We start from the raw sequence: 14,043 nt of genomic DNA on the forward strand, positions 1-14,043 counted from the left end.
CTTTTGATGGTGTCAATGAACGGGAGGACGACATGAACGAGCTGCCGTACCTGGGGGCGCTCGCGACGCGGCACGCCTGGGCGGAGCGCGAGTACGCGCGCCTCCACGCCGACATCGTGGAGGCGAGGCTGGCCGCCCGCGCCCGGGCGGAGGTGAAGGCCGGCGAGCGGCGTGCCCGCTTCCGCGCCCTGGTCGGCGGCCTGCCGCTGCCGCGCCGCCACCGGCCGGCCCCGTACTGCGCGCGTGCCGCGGCGCGCTCCGCGGGCGCGGTCCGTCTCGCCGGAGGTGCGCGATGACCCCGAGGGTGGGCAACATCGTGATCGACTGCGCCGACCTGGACGCGATGGCGGCCTTTTGGGGCGGTCTGCTCGGCATGAGGACGTCGGCGGTGAACGCCGACTGGCTCGACCTGGAGCCGCTGGGGACGGGCGGCCCCGTCCTGTCCTTCCAGCGCGTTCCCGAGGGCAAGAAGGCCAAGAACCGGCTGCACCTGGACCTGGACGTCCCCGACGTCCGCGCGGCAGGCGAGCGGGCGGCCCGCCTCGGCGCGACCCCCGCCGCCGGCCTCATGGGCGACCCGGCATCCCCCTTCCAGGTGTGGCGCGACCCCGAGGGCAACGAGTTCTGCTTCTGCACCGCCTCATGACCGCAGGACGGCGGCGAGGCGGCGGACGCCCTCCGCCAGCTCCGCCTCCGAGGCCGCGGTCGCGTACCCGATCCGCAGGTACGGGGCCGGGGCCTCGGCGGGGAAGAAGGGCCGTCCCGCGCTGACCAGGACGCCGGCGCGCAGGGCGGCCTCCGCCAGGGCGGCGTCGTCCGCGCCGTCCGGCAGCCGGGCCCACAGGTGGAGGCCGCCCGCCGGGCGGTTCACGCGCAGCTCCGGCAGGTCGCGCGCGAGCGCGGCGAGCAGCGCGTCGCGGCGCGACCGCAGGGCGGTCCGGACGGCGCGCAGGTGCCGCGGCCAGCCCGGCGAGCTGACCAGTTCCAGCAGCGTCTCCTGCAGCGGCCGCGCCGGGAAGAACTCCTCGACGAGCTGGGTGGCGCGGACCCGCTCGGCGACCGGGCCCCGGGCCGCCACCGCGGCCACCCGCAGGCTGGGCGCGGTCGCCTTGGTCAGGGACGCGATGTGCACGACCCGGCCCTCGCCGTCCGCGGCGATCAGCGGCGGCGGCGGGTCCGCGTCGATGCCGAGGTGGCGCGCGAAGTCGTCCTCGACCACGAACGCGCCGGCGGCGCGCGCCACGTCCAGCACCCGCTCGCGCCGCTGCGCGTCCAGCACGGCGCCGGTCGGGTTCTGGAAGGCGGGCTGCGTGTAGAGGACGCGCGCCCCGGTCATCGCGAACGCCTCGGCGAGCAGGTCGGGGCGGACGCCGTGTGCGTCCACCGGGACCGGCACCGGGTGCAGCCCGCCGGCCCGCGCCACCGCGAGGACGCCGAGGTAGGTCGGCGACTCGACCAGCAAGGGCGCGCCCGGCGGGAGCAGCGCCCGCAGGACGGTCGTCAGCGACTGCTGCCCGCCGCTGGTGATCACCACGTCGGCGGGGGTGACGCCGCCGCCGACGGTGCGGGCGAACCAGGCGCGCAGCTCCGGTACCCCGCCGAGCGGCGGCATCTCCCACGCGTCCGGCCGCCGGGCCGCCCGCGCCCCCGCCGCGGCCAGCGCCCGCACCGGCTGGAGCGAGGGATGCAGGTAGCCGCCGCTGAGCGCGGCCACGCCCTCGGGGGCCGGGGTGAGCAGCCACGACACCCCGGACGGATCGACGGACCGGTCCCCGAGCGTCACCGCCTGCCAGCCGAGGTCGGCCGGCTCCGGGACGGTCTCCTTGCGCTCCGCGGCGAACGTGCCGCTGCCCGGACGCGTCACCACCAGGCCCTCGGCGGCCAGCACGCCCAGCGCCCGGGACACCGTCACCGGGCTGACCCGGTGCCGCTCGACGAGCGCGCGGCTCGACGGGAGCCGCTCCCCGGGGCTCATCCGCAGGACGCCGGCGCGCAGCGTTCCGGCCAGCGCCATCACACTGCTATCGTCTTTCATGAGGAACCAAGATAGCGCTACTGTCCCCGCGCCGGTAGCGGATCCCGCCTTCGGCCCCGGCCTGTGGCTCGCCGGGCTGGGCGTCCTGATCTACTCCTTCACGCTGCCCGCCACGGTCTTCGGGCTCGACGGGCTCGACCCGTACCTGATCGGCGTCGGCCGCTCCGCCGCCGCGGCCGTCCTCGCCGCCGCCGCGCTGCTGGCGGTCCGCGCGCGCCGTCCGCGCCGCGGCCAGTGGGCGGGCCTCGCGGTGGTCGTGGCCGGCGTGATCTTCGGGTTCCCGGTGCTGTCCACGCTCGCCCTCGACCACGGCGCCTCGTCCGCCCGCTCCGCGGTCGTCGTCGGGCTGCTGCCCGCCGCCACCGCCGTCTGCGGCGTGCTGCGCGCGGGGGAGCGGCCCTCCGGCGCGTTCTGGCTCGCGAGCGCGGCCGGCACGGCCTGCGTCACCGGCTTCGCCCTGGTCCGCGGCGCCGGCCGCGTCACGGCCGCCGATCTGCTGCTGTTCGGCGCGCTCCTCGCCGCCGCGGCCGGGTACACCGAAGGGGCCCGGCTGGCCCGCGACATGCCGGGCTGGCGCGTCATCTCCTGGGCGCTCGTGCTCGCCGCGCCCGTCACCGTCCCGGTGACCGCGTGGCTGCTCGCCACCACCCGTCCCGCCTGGACCGGGCACGCCGTCCTCGGCTTCGGCTACGTCGCCGCCTTCTCCGCCTACCTCGGCTTCTTCGCCTGGTACGAGGGGCTGGCGCGGGCCGGGATCGCCCGCGCCAGCCAGGTCCAGCTCGCGCAGCCGGTGCTGACGCTGGCGTGGTCGGGGATCCTGCTCGCCGAGGTGGTCGACGCCACGACCGTGCTCGCGGCCGTCGCCGTGCTGGTGTGCGTCGCCCTCACCCAGCGCACCCGCGTCCGCCGGGCCCCGCGGGACCCGGCGGAGCGGGCGCTCCTCAGTCCTTCACGATCTGGGCGAGGAGCGTGATGACGGCCACGCCCACGCCGATGGGGACGGCGAACCGCGGGGCCGCGGCGGTGAGTACGGCGGCGCCGACCGCCACGAGGACGATCACGAGCGTTCGGGTGCTGATCAGGGGGCGCGGCTCGCCCTGGCTCGGTGGGACTCGCATGCCGGCTCGACCTCCATCCACCTGGACGTAAGGACCGGGGCGGCTCCCCATCGAGACCACGGGGGCCGACACTGCCGAGCCGCCTCGTCTCCACAGGGTTCCCCCGCCGCGCCCGGCCGTCCCGCGCGGCGCGCGGCCTCGGCCCAACCATGATCATTTCGTGGCGGTGGTGTGGGAGCGGCGAGGGGGAATCCTGGCGTAGGGCGTTCGAGGTGCGTGGATGATCCGGGATCATTGCGCGATGAGGAGAATCGGGTGGGTCTGGCGGCTTCTGCGCTGGACGGGGTGGGCGGCGGCCTACGGGCTCGGCCTGGCCGCGCTCGTGCTCGCCGGGGCCTGGGTGTGGTGGCAGCAGGAGCCCGAGGCGCGCGGCACGGAGGCCAACGCGCTGTGGGCCCGGCACCAGTGGGTGGGAGAGCCGCACACGGACGCCGAGTACCGCGCGCTCGGGGAGTCGCTGAGGCGGCACCGCATCACCGACGTGTTCTTCCACACCGGCCCGTTCGAGCCGGACGGGTCGGTCCCCGCCGCCAAGTACCGGCACGCGCGGCGGCTCATCGAGGCCATGCGCGAGTACGCGCCGGGCGTCCGCGCGCAGGCGTACCTGGGGCAGATCCGGAGGGTGGACGGCAAGGGCGTCATCGACCTCGACGACCCGGCCGTCCGGGAGCGGGTCCTCCGGACCGACGCGATCTTCCTCGATCTCGGTTTCGACGGCATCCACTACGACTTCGAGCCCATCTACCCCGACGACCGCGCGTTCCTGACGCTCATGGACCGGACCCGCGAGCTGACCGGGCGCAAGGGCGCGCTGCTGTCGGTGGCACTGGAGCAACTGACGCTCGTGGACGCCGCGCAGCCCGTCTACAAGGCGCTCCTGCCGCGCGGCGGGACGTCGTTCCACTACCCGCCGCGTCCGACGCGGGACTTCCTGCGCGCCGTCGCCGACCGGGCCGACCAGGTGGCGATCATGACGTACGACGTGTCGCTGCCGACGCGCGCGCTCGCCGGATGGCACTTCGCCCGGAACACCCGCGCGACGCTGGAGCTCATCGGCGACCGGACGACCGTCTTCATGGGCGTCCCCACCTACCGCCCTCTCATGGAGTGGTCGGAGGACCTCTCCGTCGCGCTGCGTGGCGTCCGCCGCGGGATCGACGACCTGAAGCGGCCGCCGAAGCGGCCGTACGGCGTCGGCGTGTACGCGGAGTGGACCACGAACCCGGCCGAATGGGCCCGTTACCGCGCCACCTGGCTGCCCCGGACGACAGAAAGTCTTGGCGGCTGAGAAACCCGCCCGGTTACGTTTCGTTTCTTCCGTATGCCCAGGTAAAAAGGGGTGGATAGTCCGGGATGCCGGGGGGTAAGGCTCGGTGCGGACGGTCAGGATTCGACCTGCGGATGGCAAAGGAAGTGGGGACGAGGCCGATGGGCGTTCAGCAGTCCGCGCGGCACGACGCCGACAGGATCGGCGAGCTGGCAGCCGAGTTCGCCGGCTGGCGGATCGGACGGGGCGGGTCCGGCCTCTGGTGGGCCGTCCGCGGCAACGATCTCGTGCGCACCCCCGACGTCGAGGAGCTCCGGGTCCGGCTGCACCAGATGACCGTGGGGTCACGTTATCCAACCGAGTCCGGGAAGTGGCCGGACTGACCCCGTAACGAGGCATTTGCGTGCCACGATGTCGGATGTGGGAGCCGCCGCCACGCGTACCCCCGAGCGTGTGGCGGCGGCTTCCTCCCATATTGGGGTAGGTCGGCTTCCACCTGCGGGTCCAAGACGATCGGCCGGAACGGTACCGTTCGTTGCATGGCACCCAGCACAACGACTGACGCTCCGTTCGGACGGATGCTGACCGCCATGGTCACTCCGTTCCTGCCGGACGGCGGCGTCGACTACGACGGCGCCGCGCGCCTCGCGACCCACCTGGTCGACGAGCGGCGCCACGACGGCCTCGTCGTCAACGGGACGACGGGCGAGTCGCCCACGACGAGCGACGAAGAGAAGAGCACGCTTCTGCGCGCCGTCATCGACGCGGTCGGCGACCGCGCGGTGATCGTCGCCGGTGCCGGCACGAACCACACCGAGCACACCCTGAAACTCGCGCGGCAGGCCGAGGCCGCCGGCGCGCACGGGCTGCTCGTCGTCACCCCCTACTACAACAAGCCCCCGCAGGAGGGCCTCGTCCGGCACTTCACGGCGGTGGCCGACGCCACCGGCCTGCCCTGCATGCTGTACGACATCCCGGGGCGCGCCGGGGTGCCGATCCAGAACGACACGCTCGTGCAGCTCGCCGAGCACCCGCGGATCATCGCCGTCAAGGACGCCAAGGGCGACCTGTTCGGCGCGTCCCGGGTGATGGCGCGGACCGACCTCGTCTGGTACTCCGGCGACGACAACCTCAACCTGCCCTGGCTGTCGGTGGGCGCCGCGGGGTTCGTCAGCGTGGTCGGCCATGTCGTCGGCGTCGAGCTCCATGAGATGATCGACGCATACCGCGCCGGTGAGCACGGGCGGGCGCTGGAGATCCACCGGCGCCTGCTGCCCGTGGTCACCGCCATCATGACCCGTACGCAGGGCGCCATCGCCGTCAAGGCAGCGCTGAACCTGCTCGGCCTTCCCGGCGGCGGCCCGCTCCGCGCGCCGCTGCTGGAGGCCCCGCCGGAGTTCGCGGCGCGCCTGCGCGAAGACCTCACGATTGGGGGAGTCAAAGTGCCCGAGGCAGTCATCCCGGAGGTCGCCCGGTGAGTCATCCTCACCCGGAGCTCTCGGACCCGCCCGCACCGCCCGAGGGCGGCCTGCGCATCGTCCCCCTGGGCGGGCTCGGGGAGATCGGCCGCAACATGACGGTGTTCGAGTACGGCGGTCGCCTGCTCGTCGTCGACTGCGGCGTGCTGTTCCCCGAGACCGAGCAGCCCGGAATCGACCTGATCCTGCCCGACTTCGAGTACATCAGGGACCGCCTGGACGACATCGAGGCCGTCATCCTCACGCACGGCCACGAGGACCACATCGGCGCCGTCCCGTACCTGCTGCGCGAGCGCCGCGACATTCCCCTCGTCGGCTCCCGGCTCACGCTGGCGCTGCTGGAGGCCAAGCTCACCGAGCACCGGATCAAACCCGTCACCGACGTGGTCGTGGAGGGCGAGCGCCGCACCTTCGGGCCGTTCGGCTGCGAGTTCCTCGCCGTCAACCACTCGATCCCGGACGCGCTCGCCGTCGCCATCCGCACGTCCGCCGGCCTCGTCCTGCACACCGGCGACTTCAAGATGGACCAGCTCCCGCTGGACGGCCGGCTCACCGACCTGCCCGGGTTCGCCCGGCTCGGCGCCGACGGCATCGACCTGCTGATGGCCGACTCCACCAACGCCGAGGTGCCCGGCTTCGTCACCAGCGAGCGCAACATCGGGCCGGTCGTGGACGAGGTCTTCCGCACCGCGCGGGAGCGGCTCATCGTCGCCTGCTTCGCCTCGCACATCCACCGCGTCCAGCAGGTCCTGGACGCCGCCGTCGCCAACGGCCGCAAGGTCTGCTTCGTCGGCCGGTCGATGGTCCGCAACATGGGCGTCGCGCGCGAGCTCGGGTACCTGAGCGTCCCCGAGGGCGTCATGGTCGACCAGAAGGAGATCGACGACATCCCCGGCGACCGGCTGGTGCTGGTGTGCACCGGCTCGCAGGGCGAGCCGATGTCCGCGCTGTCGCGGATGGCGAACCGCGACCACTCGATCCGCATCACCGACCGCGACACCGTGATGCTGGCGTCGTCGCTGATCCCCGGCAACGAGAACGCGGTCAACCGCGTCATCAACGGGCTCACCCGGTGGGGCGCCCGCGTCGTCCACAAGGGCAACGCGCTGGTGCACGTGTCCGGGCACGCGTCCGCGGGCGAGCTGCTGTACGTGCTCAACGTGACCAAGCCGGCGAACTTCATGCCGATCCACGGCGAGTGGCGGCACCTGCGCGCGCACGCCAAGCTCGCGGCGCTCACCGGCGTGCCGGAGGAGGGCGTCGTCATCGCCGAGGACGGCGTCGTCGTCGACCTCGTGGACGGCCGCGCGAGCATCGTCGGCGCCGTCCCGGCCGGGTACGTGTACGTCGACGGCCTCTCGGTCGGCGAGGTCACCGAGACCTCGCTGAAGGACCGGCGCATCCTCGGCGAGGAGGGGTTCGTCTCCATCGTCGTCGGGATCGACTCCACGTCCGGCAAGCTCGTCGCCGGGCCCGAGGTGCACGCCCGCGGCGCCGGCATCGTGAACGAGGACTTCGACGAGGTCATCGCGCGGATCGAGGAGGTGCTGCGGGACGCCGCCGGCGACGGCGTGAACGACGTGCACCAGATCGGCCAGCTCATCCGGCGCACGGTCGGCAAGTGGGTGAGCGACAACTACCGCCGCCGCCCGATGATCGTCCCGGTCGTCGTGGAGGTCTGAGCGCCAGGGGCCGGACGGCCGCGGGCTCCCGCGGCCGTCCGTTCCCAACACGCCCGTCCGCCATCCCTGGAACCGCTGAGGTCCTTGGTTACTCTCATAACCATGGCCACACGTGCGTCCGGGGGCGCGAAAACCTCCTCGCGTGCGGGGGGCACGGCTCGCAAGGCCGCAGGTTCGTCCCCCCGGAAGCGACCGAGCGGCACCGCTAAGGGCGGCCGCGGCTCGGGCCGGGGGCGTCCCCCGGCGAAGCCCGACCCGATCCCCATGGCGGTGCTCGGGTTCTTCAAGCTCCTGTTCAGGCTGTACCTGCTCGCGGCGGTCGCGGTCGGGTCCGTCTTCCGCGCCTACGGGCACGGCGCCCGCAACCTCGACCCCGAGCACCGCCGCGACGGCCTCGGGCTGGCGCTGCTCGGCTCCTCGATCGTGCTGGCCTCGGTGACCTGGTTCCGCCCGGACGGCGTCGTCACGATCGCGCTGGAGAAGGTGGTGCGCGGCGGCCTCGGCATCATGGCGATGGCGCTGCCCGTCCTGCTGGCGCTGCTGGCCTGGCGGACGCTGCGGCATCCCGAGCACCACGAGGACACCGGCCGCATCGTCATCGGCATCACCGCGCTCGGCGTCGGCGTGCTCGGCGTCCTGCACATCGCCGCCGGCGTCCCGTCCCCCGCGAAGGACATGGACGGCGTCCGCGAGGCGGGCGGCGTCGTCGGCTGGCTGGTGTCGGCCCCCCTGGAGGCGGCGCTGAGCGGATGGGTGGCCGTCCCGCTGCTGCTCCTGCTGTCGGGGTTCGGGCTGCTGGTGGTGACCGCGACGCCGATCGCGAAGGTCCCCGAGCGGGTCACCGACCTGTGGGCGATGGCGACGCTGCAGAACCGCCCCGAGCGCCCGGCCGCCGGCGAGAGCGAGGACGGCGAGGCGCCGAAGAAGCGGCGCCGCAGGAAGAAGGCCGAGGAGGGCGAGGGCGAGCTGGAGGTCGGCGAGCACTCCCGGCCCTACGACACCCCCCTCCTGGAGGACGTCCCGAACAAGGCGGACCGGCCGAGGCGCGACCTCGCCGACGAGCTGTTCGAGCCCGACCCGTTCGGCGGCGCCGAGGTCCCGCCGCCCGCCCCGCCCGGCGACGACGAGCCGGCGGACGAGCACGTGGCCGGCGCGTCGATGCCGGACGCGCCGGACGCCCCGGAGCCGGCCGAGGTGCCCGACCCGACCCCGGCGCCGCGCCGGTCCGAGCAGCTGCCGCTGTCGTCGTCCGGCGAGATCTACATGCTGCCCGACCCGTCGGCGCTGCGTCCCGGCAGCGTGTCCAAGCCGCGCACGAAGGCCAACGACACGGTGGTGAACGCGCTCTCCGGCGTGCTGGAGCAGTTCGACATCGACGCGCAGGTCACCGGGTTCACCCGCGGCCCGACGATCACCCGGTACGAGATCGAGCTCGGCCCCGCGGTGAAGGTCGAGAAGGTCACCGCGCTGACGAAGAACATCGCCTACGCGGTGAAGAGCGCCGACGTGCGCATCATCTCCCCGATCCCCGGCAAGTCGGCGATCGGCGTGGAGATCCCGAACACCGACAAGGACATCGTCAGCCTCGGCGACGTGCTGCGCTCGCCCGCCGCGACGAACGAGCACCACCCGATGATCGTCGGCCTCGGCAAGGACGTCGAGGGGCGCACGGTCGTCGCCAACCTGGCGAAGATGCCGCACATCCTCATCGCGGGCGCGACCGGGGCCGGCAAGTCGACGTGCATCAACGGGCTCATCACCTCGGTCCTGATGCGCGCCACGCCGGACGAGGTGCGGATGATCCTCGTCGACCCCAAGCGGGTCGAGCTGACGATGTACCAGGGGATCCCCCACCTCATCACCCCGATCATCACCAACCCGAAGAAGGCCGCGGAGGCCCTCGAATGGGTCGTCGGCGAGATGGACCGCCGCTACGACGACCTCGCCGCGTCCGGGTACCGGCACATCGACGACTTCAACAAGGCGGTGAAGGCGGGCAAGCTCACCGCCCCGCCCGGCAGCGAGCGCGTCTACACGCCGTACCCGTACATGCTGGTCATCGTGGACGAGCTGGCCGACCTGATGATGGTCGCGCCGCGCGACGTGGAGGACTCCGTCGTCCGCATCACCCAGCTCGCCCGCGCCGCCGGCATCCACCTCGTGCTCGCCACGCAGCGCCCGTCGGTGGACGTCGTCACCGGGCTCATCAAGGCCAACGTCCCGTCCCGGCTGGCGTTCGCGACCTCCTCGCTGTCCGACAGCCGCGTCATCCTCGACCAGCCGGGCGCGGAGAAGCTCGTCGGCCAGGGCGACGCGCTGTTCCTGCCGATGGGCGCGAGCAAGCCGATGCGCATCCAGAACGCCTACGTCGCGGAGAAGGAGATCCACGGGATCGTCGACCACTGCAAGGGGCAGATGGAGGCGAGGTACCGGGAGGACGTCGGCGCGTCCGGCGTGCCGAAGAAGGAGATCGACGAGGAGATCGGCGACGACATGGACCTGCTCGTCCAGGCGATCGAGCTGGTCGTGTCCACCCAGTTCGGGTCGACGTCGATGCTGCAGCGCAAGCTCCGCGTCGGGTTCGCCAAGGCCGGACGGCTGATGGACCTGATGGAGAGCCGCGACATCGTCGGGCCGAGCGAGGGCTCCAAGGCGCGGGACGTGCTGGCCAAGCCGGACGATCTCCCGGGCGTCCTCGCGGAGTTGCGCGGCGGCGGCTGAGCGCGGGGCGCCGGGGCATTGCGGAATGATGCGAAATCTTGCCCTGTTTCGAACGTGTTGGCTGTCGCCCAGCGGGCATTGCCGTTTCTAGACTGGTGCCGCAATCATGCGGAGTCGGCCACGAGCGCCCTCAAAGGAGGCCCGGCGTGAGCATCGGTGAGACCTTGGCGGAGCAACGTCAGCGGGCCGGTCTCTCGGTGACACAGGTGAGTCTCCAGACGCGGATACGCGAGACCGTCATCCGCGGCATGGAGGCCGACGACTTCTCGGCGTGCGGCGGCAACTTCTACGCCCGCGGACACATCCGCAGCATCTCGCGGGTCATCGGCATCGATCCGGAACCGCTCGTCGCCGAGTTCGACGCCGCGCACGGTGGCGCCCCGCAGCCCGTCTCGGCGGTGTCGGCGTTCGAGCCGGAGCAGCCCGTCGCGTTCCGCGAGCGCCGCGCGCCGAACTGGAGCGCCGCGATGGCGCTCGCGCTCGCCCTCGTGGTGATCTACGGCGTGATCCAGGTGGTCGGCAGCGGCGGCGGCGGTGAGCACCGCACCGCGCAGCAGGTCGCCGGGACCCCGGCGGCGCCCAAGCCGTCGCCCACCCCGTCCGCGCGCAACGACGGCCCGGTCGCGCAGGCGCCGCGCACCAAGGTCGAGGTGAGCGTCGAGGCCAAGCGGACGACGTGGCTGAACGTCCGCGGCGACAAGGGCGAGACGCTGTTCAGCGGGATGCTGCGCGAGGGCGACCAGAAGGACTTCAGCGCCAAGAAGAAGGTGCGGATGGTGATCGGCGTCGGGGGCAGCGTCGACCTGACCGTCAACGGCAAGCACCTGGGCTCGCCCGGCGAGGGCGAGGGCGTGCAGCGGCTCACCTTCGACCGCGACGACCCCGAGCCCGCGTAGGCCGCCCGGACCTCGGCCCCGCCGACCCGTCCGGACGTGCGCGCCCATTACCTTAGGGGCATGTCGACTCGCCGCAAGGTCTCGCTCATCACGCTCGGCTGCGCCCGCAACGAGGTCGATTCCGAGGAGCTCGCCGCGCGCATCGAGGACGCGGGCTGGGACGTGGCCGACGGCGCGGACGGCGCCGACGTGGTGGTCGTCAACACCTGCGGGTTCATCGAGGCCGCCAAGAAGGACTCCATCGACACGCTGCTGGCCGCGCACGACTCCGGCGCCAAGGTCGTGGCGGCCGGCTGCATGGCCGAGCGCTACGGCAGGGAGCTGGCCGAGGCGCTGCCCGAGGCAGACGCGGTGCTCGGCTTCGACGACTACACCGCGATCGGCGAGCGGCTGGACGACGTCATGGCGGGACGCGCGCACGCCGCGCACACGCCGCGCGACCGGCGGACCCTGCTGCCCATCAGCCCGGTCGAGCGGTCCTCCGCCGGCGTCGCGATCCCGGGGCACGGCGGGCCGGCCGACCTGCCGGACGGGATGGCCCCCGCGTCCGGCCCGCGCGTGCTGCGGCGGCGCCTCGGCGGCGGCCCGGTCGCGCCGTTGAAGCTGGCGTCCGGCTGCGACCGGCGCTGCACGTTCTGCGCGATCCCGGCGTTCCGCGGCGCGTACGTGTCGCGCCCGCCGGAGGAGGTGCTGGAGGAGGCGCGCTGGCTCGCCGGGCACGGCGCCCGCGAGCTGGTGCTCGTCAGCGAGAACTCCACGTCGTACGGCAAGGACCTGGGCGACCTGCGCGCGCTGGAGAAGCTGCTGCCCGGCCTCGCCGCGGTGGACGGGATCGAGCGCGTGCGGGTCAGCTACCTGCAGCCGGCGGAGACGCGGCCGGGGCTCATCGAGGCGATCTGCGGCACGCCCGGCGTCGCCCGGTACTTCGACATGTCCTTCCAGCACGCGAGCGGGCCGGTGCTGCGGTCCATGCGCAGGTTCGGGGACCGGGAGCGGTTCCTCGGGCTGCTCGACCAGATCCGCGCGCTGGCGCCGGAGGCGGGCGTCCGCTCCAACTTCATCGTCGGGTTCCCCGGCGAGACCGAGGACGACTTCGAGGAGCTGGCGGAGTTCCTCACGGCGGCCCGCCTCGACGCCGTCGGCGTGTTCGGCTACTCCGACGAGGAGGGCACGGAGGCCGCGAACCTGGACGGCAAGCTCGACCCCGCCGAGGTCGCCGCCCGGGTCGAGGAGCTGTCCGCGCTGGCCGAGGAGCTGACGGCGCAGCGCGCCGAGGACCGCGTCGGCTCGCCGGTGCGCGTCCTGCTGGAGGACAAGCTGGAGGACGGGGCGGAGGACGGCGCCTTCGAAGGCCGCGCCGAGCACCAGGCGCCCGAGGTGGACGGGACGGTCCTCGTCCGCGGCGCGGGGCTCGCCCTCGGCGAGATCGTGGCCGCCCGGGTCACGGGCAGCGACGGCGTGGACCTCATCGCGGACGTCTCATGATCGCCGGCACCCCGGATCCGGTCGCGGGTTCCCCGGAACCGCCGCAGGCGGGCGTGTGGAACATCGCCAACGCGCTGACGCTCGCCCGGATCGCGCTGGTGCCGGTGTTCGTGTGGCTGTTCTTCCTGGACGGCACCGGCTGGCGGCTCGCCGCGTTCGCGGTGTTCGCCGTCGCCTCGATCACCGACAAGATCGACGGCGACATCGCGCGGGCCCGCGGCCTGGTCACCGACTTCGGCAAGATCGCCGACCCGATCGCGGACAAGGCGCTCACCGGCGCGGCGCTGGTCAGCCTGTCGGTGATGGGGGAGCTGTGGTGGTGGGTGACCGCCGCCATCATGGTCCGGGAGATCGGCATCACGGTGATGCGGTTCGCCGTCATCCGGCGCGGGGTGATCCCGGCCAGCAAGGGCGGCAAGCTGAAGACGATGCTGCAGGTCGTCGCGATCGGCTTCTACATCCTGCCGGGCCCGCTGGACTACCTGCGCTGGGTCACGATGGGCGCCGCCCTCGTCGTCACCGTGGCGACGGGCATCGACTACGTCGTCCAGGCCTGGCGCCTGCGCCGCACAGGTTCCGAGACCTCCTGAGAGGGCGCCGAGAGGCGCTCAGAGCCCGAGCAGCGCCGGTGCGTCGGCCAGCGCGCGCCAGTGGGACCCGGGATCGGGGACGAGCCGCCGCCTCTCCAGGTCGAGCAGTCCGCCGAGGCTGCTGATCTCGGCGGCCAGGGACCCGTCCGCCTTCCGCAGTTCCTGCCGCATGCGGAACGTCTTGCCCTCGCCCCAGTGGAACGTGCACGTGATGTCGACCTCGTCGCCCGCGCGCAGTTCCCGGTGGTAGCGGATGGTGTTCTCCAGGGTGACGGGCCCGACACCGGTCGCGATCAGCTCGTCCACGGAGATGCCGGCCGCGCGCAGGCACTCCCAGCGGGCGTGGTCGCCGTACTGGTGGTAGACGGCGCTGTTGAGGTGTCCCTGGGTGTCCAGCTCGTAGGCGCGCACGGTGACCCGCACCGTGAAGGAAGGCGTCACGGGTTCTCCTCCTCCTCATATCCGGCGAGCCATTCGCGGGACTTGGCCGTGAGGTAGCGCAGGCCGTCGCCGCCTATCTCGACCCAGTCGCCGCGCGTCCAGCCGCCGGTCGTCTGCGGCGCGAAGCCGTGCCGCTTGAACAGCGCGGACGCCTCGTCCTTGCGGAGGCCGCCGGGCCCCCACTCGCGCATGACGCGGGCCATGCGCTCCAGCTCCCCGGGCTCGTCGGGGCCGTCCAGGGCGCCGGCGATCTCCTCCAGGCCGCGTGCGATGAGCCGCAGGCCCGCCTGCAGCCGGGCGCGGTCGATCGGTTCGTCCACCCGCCCATCG

At 73.2% G+C, this 14,043-nt stretch carries 15 protein-coding genes; 11 read left to right on the forward strand and 4 right to left on the reverse strand.

Annotation, left to right across the window (positions count from 1 at the left end; all coding sequences use genetic code 11):
- Positions 1 to 32 precede the first annotated feature (32 nt).
- Entirely contained in the window at positions 33 to 296 is a 264-nt protein-coding gene (locus tag K8Z49_RS43785; protein WP_024934639.1) for a hypothetical protein, read from the forward strand.
- Complete coding sequence (locus K8Z49_RS43790; RefSeq protein WP_412516910.1) at positions 293 to 646, forward strand: VOC family protein; 354 nt, start codon at positions 293 to 295, stop codon at positions 644 to 646. The genes K8Z49_RS43785 and K8Z49_RS43790 overlap by 4 nt, the downstream gene beginning before the upstream one ends.
- Here K8Z49_RS43790 and K8Z49_RS43795 read toward each other — a convergent pair.
- On the reverse strand, positions 641 to 2,035 hold the full coding sequence (locus K8Z49_RS43795) for a PLP-dependent aminotransferase family protein (RefSeq protein ID WP_024934637.1): 1,395 nt from the start codon (positions 2,033 to 2,035) through the stop codon (positions 641 to 643). The genes K8Z49_RS43790 and K8Z49_RS43795 overlap by 6 nt on opposite strands.
- Between K8Z49_RS43795 and K8Z49_RS43800 the strand changes: the two genes are divergently transcribed.
- On the forward strand, positions 2,034 to 3,008 hold the full coding sequence (locus tag K8Z49_RS43800) for a DMT family transporter (protein WP_412516911.1): 975 nt from the start codon (positions 2,034 to 2,036) through the stop codon (positions 3,006 to 3,008). The two genes, K8Z49_RS43795 and K8Z49_RS43800, sit on opposite strands and share 2 nt — an antisense overlap.
- On the opposite strand, the gene K8Z49_RS43805 is transcribed toward K8Z49_RS43800, so the two are convergent.
- Entirely contained in the window at positions 2,977 to 3,153 is a 177-nt protein-coding gene (locus K8Z49_RS43805) for a hypothetical protein (RefSeq protein ID WP_021598442.1), read from the reverse strand. The genes K8Z49_RS43800 and K8Z49_RS43805 overlap by 32 nt on opposite strands.
- Positions 3,154 to 3,394: 241 nt before the next feature.
- Between K8Z49_RS43805 and K8Z49_RS43810 the strand changes: the two genes are divergently transcribed.
- The 8 genes from K8Z49_RS43810 (at position 3,395) to K8Z49_RS43845 (ending at position 13,272) form a co-directional block, all read left to right on the forward strand.
- A complete protein-coding gene (locus K8Z49_RS43810; protein WP_021598441.1) occupies positions 3,395 to 4,441 on the forward strand; it encodes a hypothetical protein in 1,047 nt (348 codons plus the stop codon).
- A gap of 140 nt (positions 4,442 to 4,581) precedes the next feature.
- Positions 4,582 to 4,803, forward strand: a complete 222-nt coding sequence (locus K8Z49_RS43815) for a hypothetical protein (RefSeq protein WP_021598440.1) — start codon at positions 4,582 to 4,584, stop codon at positions 4,801 to 4,803.
- Between the two features lie 156 nt (positions 4,804 to 4,959).
- Positions 4,960 to 5,898, forward strand: a complete 939-nt coding sequence (gene dapA, locus K8Z49_RS43820) for a 4-hydroxy-tetrahydrodipicolinate synthase (RefSeq protein ID WP_075019692.1) — start codon at positions 4,960 to 4,962, stop codon at positions 5,896 to 5,898.
- On the forward strand, positions 5,895 to 7,580 hold the full coding sequence (locus tag K8Z49_RS43825; RefSeq protein WP_021598438.1) for a ribonuclease J: 1,686 nt from the start codon (positions 5,895 to 5,897) through the stop codon (positions 7,578 to 7,580). Before dapA ends, K8Z49_RS43825 begins: the two co-directional genes overlap by 4 nt.
- 102 nt (positions 7,581 to 7,682) lie before the next feature.
- Positions 7,683 to 10,301, forward strand: coding sequence for a DNA translocase FtsK 4TM domain-containing protein (locus K8Z49_RS43830; protein ID WP_412516912.1), 2,619 nt, complete (start codon positions 7,683 to 7,685; stop codon positions 10,299 to 10,301).
- 146 nt (positions 10,302 to 10,447) lie between these two features.
- A complete protein-coding gene (locus K8Z49_RS43835; protein ID WP_024934634.1) occupies positions 10,448 to 11,197 on the forward strand; it encodes a helix-turn-helix domain-containing protein in 750 nt (249 codons plus the stop codon).
- Positions 11,198 to 11,257: 60 nt separating this feature from the next.
- The gene (gene rimO, locus K8Z49_RS43840; protein WP_024934633.1) at positions 11,258 to 12,682 is read left to right on the forward strand and encodes a 30S ribosomal protein S12 methylthiotransferase RimO; all 1,425 of its coding nucleotides are present in this window, start codon (positions 11,258 to 11,260) and stop codon (positions 12,680 to 12,682) included.
- A complete protein-coding gene (locus K8Z49_RS43845; protein ID WP_021598258.1) occupies positions 12,679 to 13,272 on the forward strand; it encodes a CDP-alcohol phosphatidyltransferase family protein in 594 nt (197 codons plus the stop codon). Before rimO ends, K8Z49_RS43845 begins: the two co-directional genes overlap by 4 nt.
- Positions 13,273 to 13,290: 18 nt before the next feature.
- On the opposite strand, the gene K8Z49_RS43850 is transcribed toward K8Z49_RS43845, so the two are convergent.
- Together K8Z49_RS43850 and K8Z49_RS43855 are read right to left on the reverse strand one after the other, a co-directional pair.
- Positions 13,291 to 13,713 carry an acyl-CoA thioesterase gene (locus K8Z49_RS43850; RefSeq protein ID WP_021598259.1) on the reverse strand — a complete coding sequence of 141 codons (423 nt, stop codon included), beginning with the start codon at positions 13,711 to 13,713 and terminating at the stop codon, positions 13,291 to 13,293.
- A complete protein-coding gene (locus K8Z49_RS43855) occupies positions 13,710 to 14,033 on the reverse strand; it encodes a hypothetical protein (RefSeq protein ID WP_412516913.1) in 324 nt (107 codons plus the stop codon). Before K8Z49_RS43855 ends, K8Z49_RS43850 begins: the two co-directional genes overlap by 4 nt.
- Positions 14,034 to 14,043: the final 10 nt, after the last annotated feature.

The sequence above is a fragment of the Actinomadura madurae genome (assembly GCF_047130825.1).
Lineage (GTDB): Bacteria > Actinomycetota > Actinomycetes > Streptosporangiales > Streptosporangiaceae > Spirillospora > Spirillospora madurae.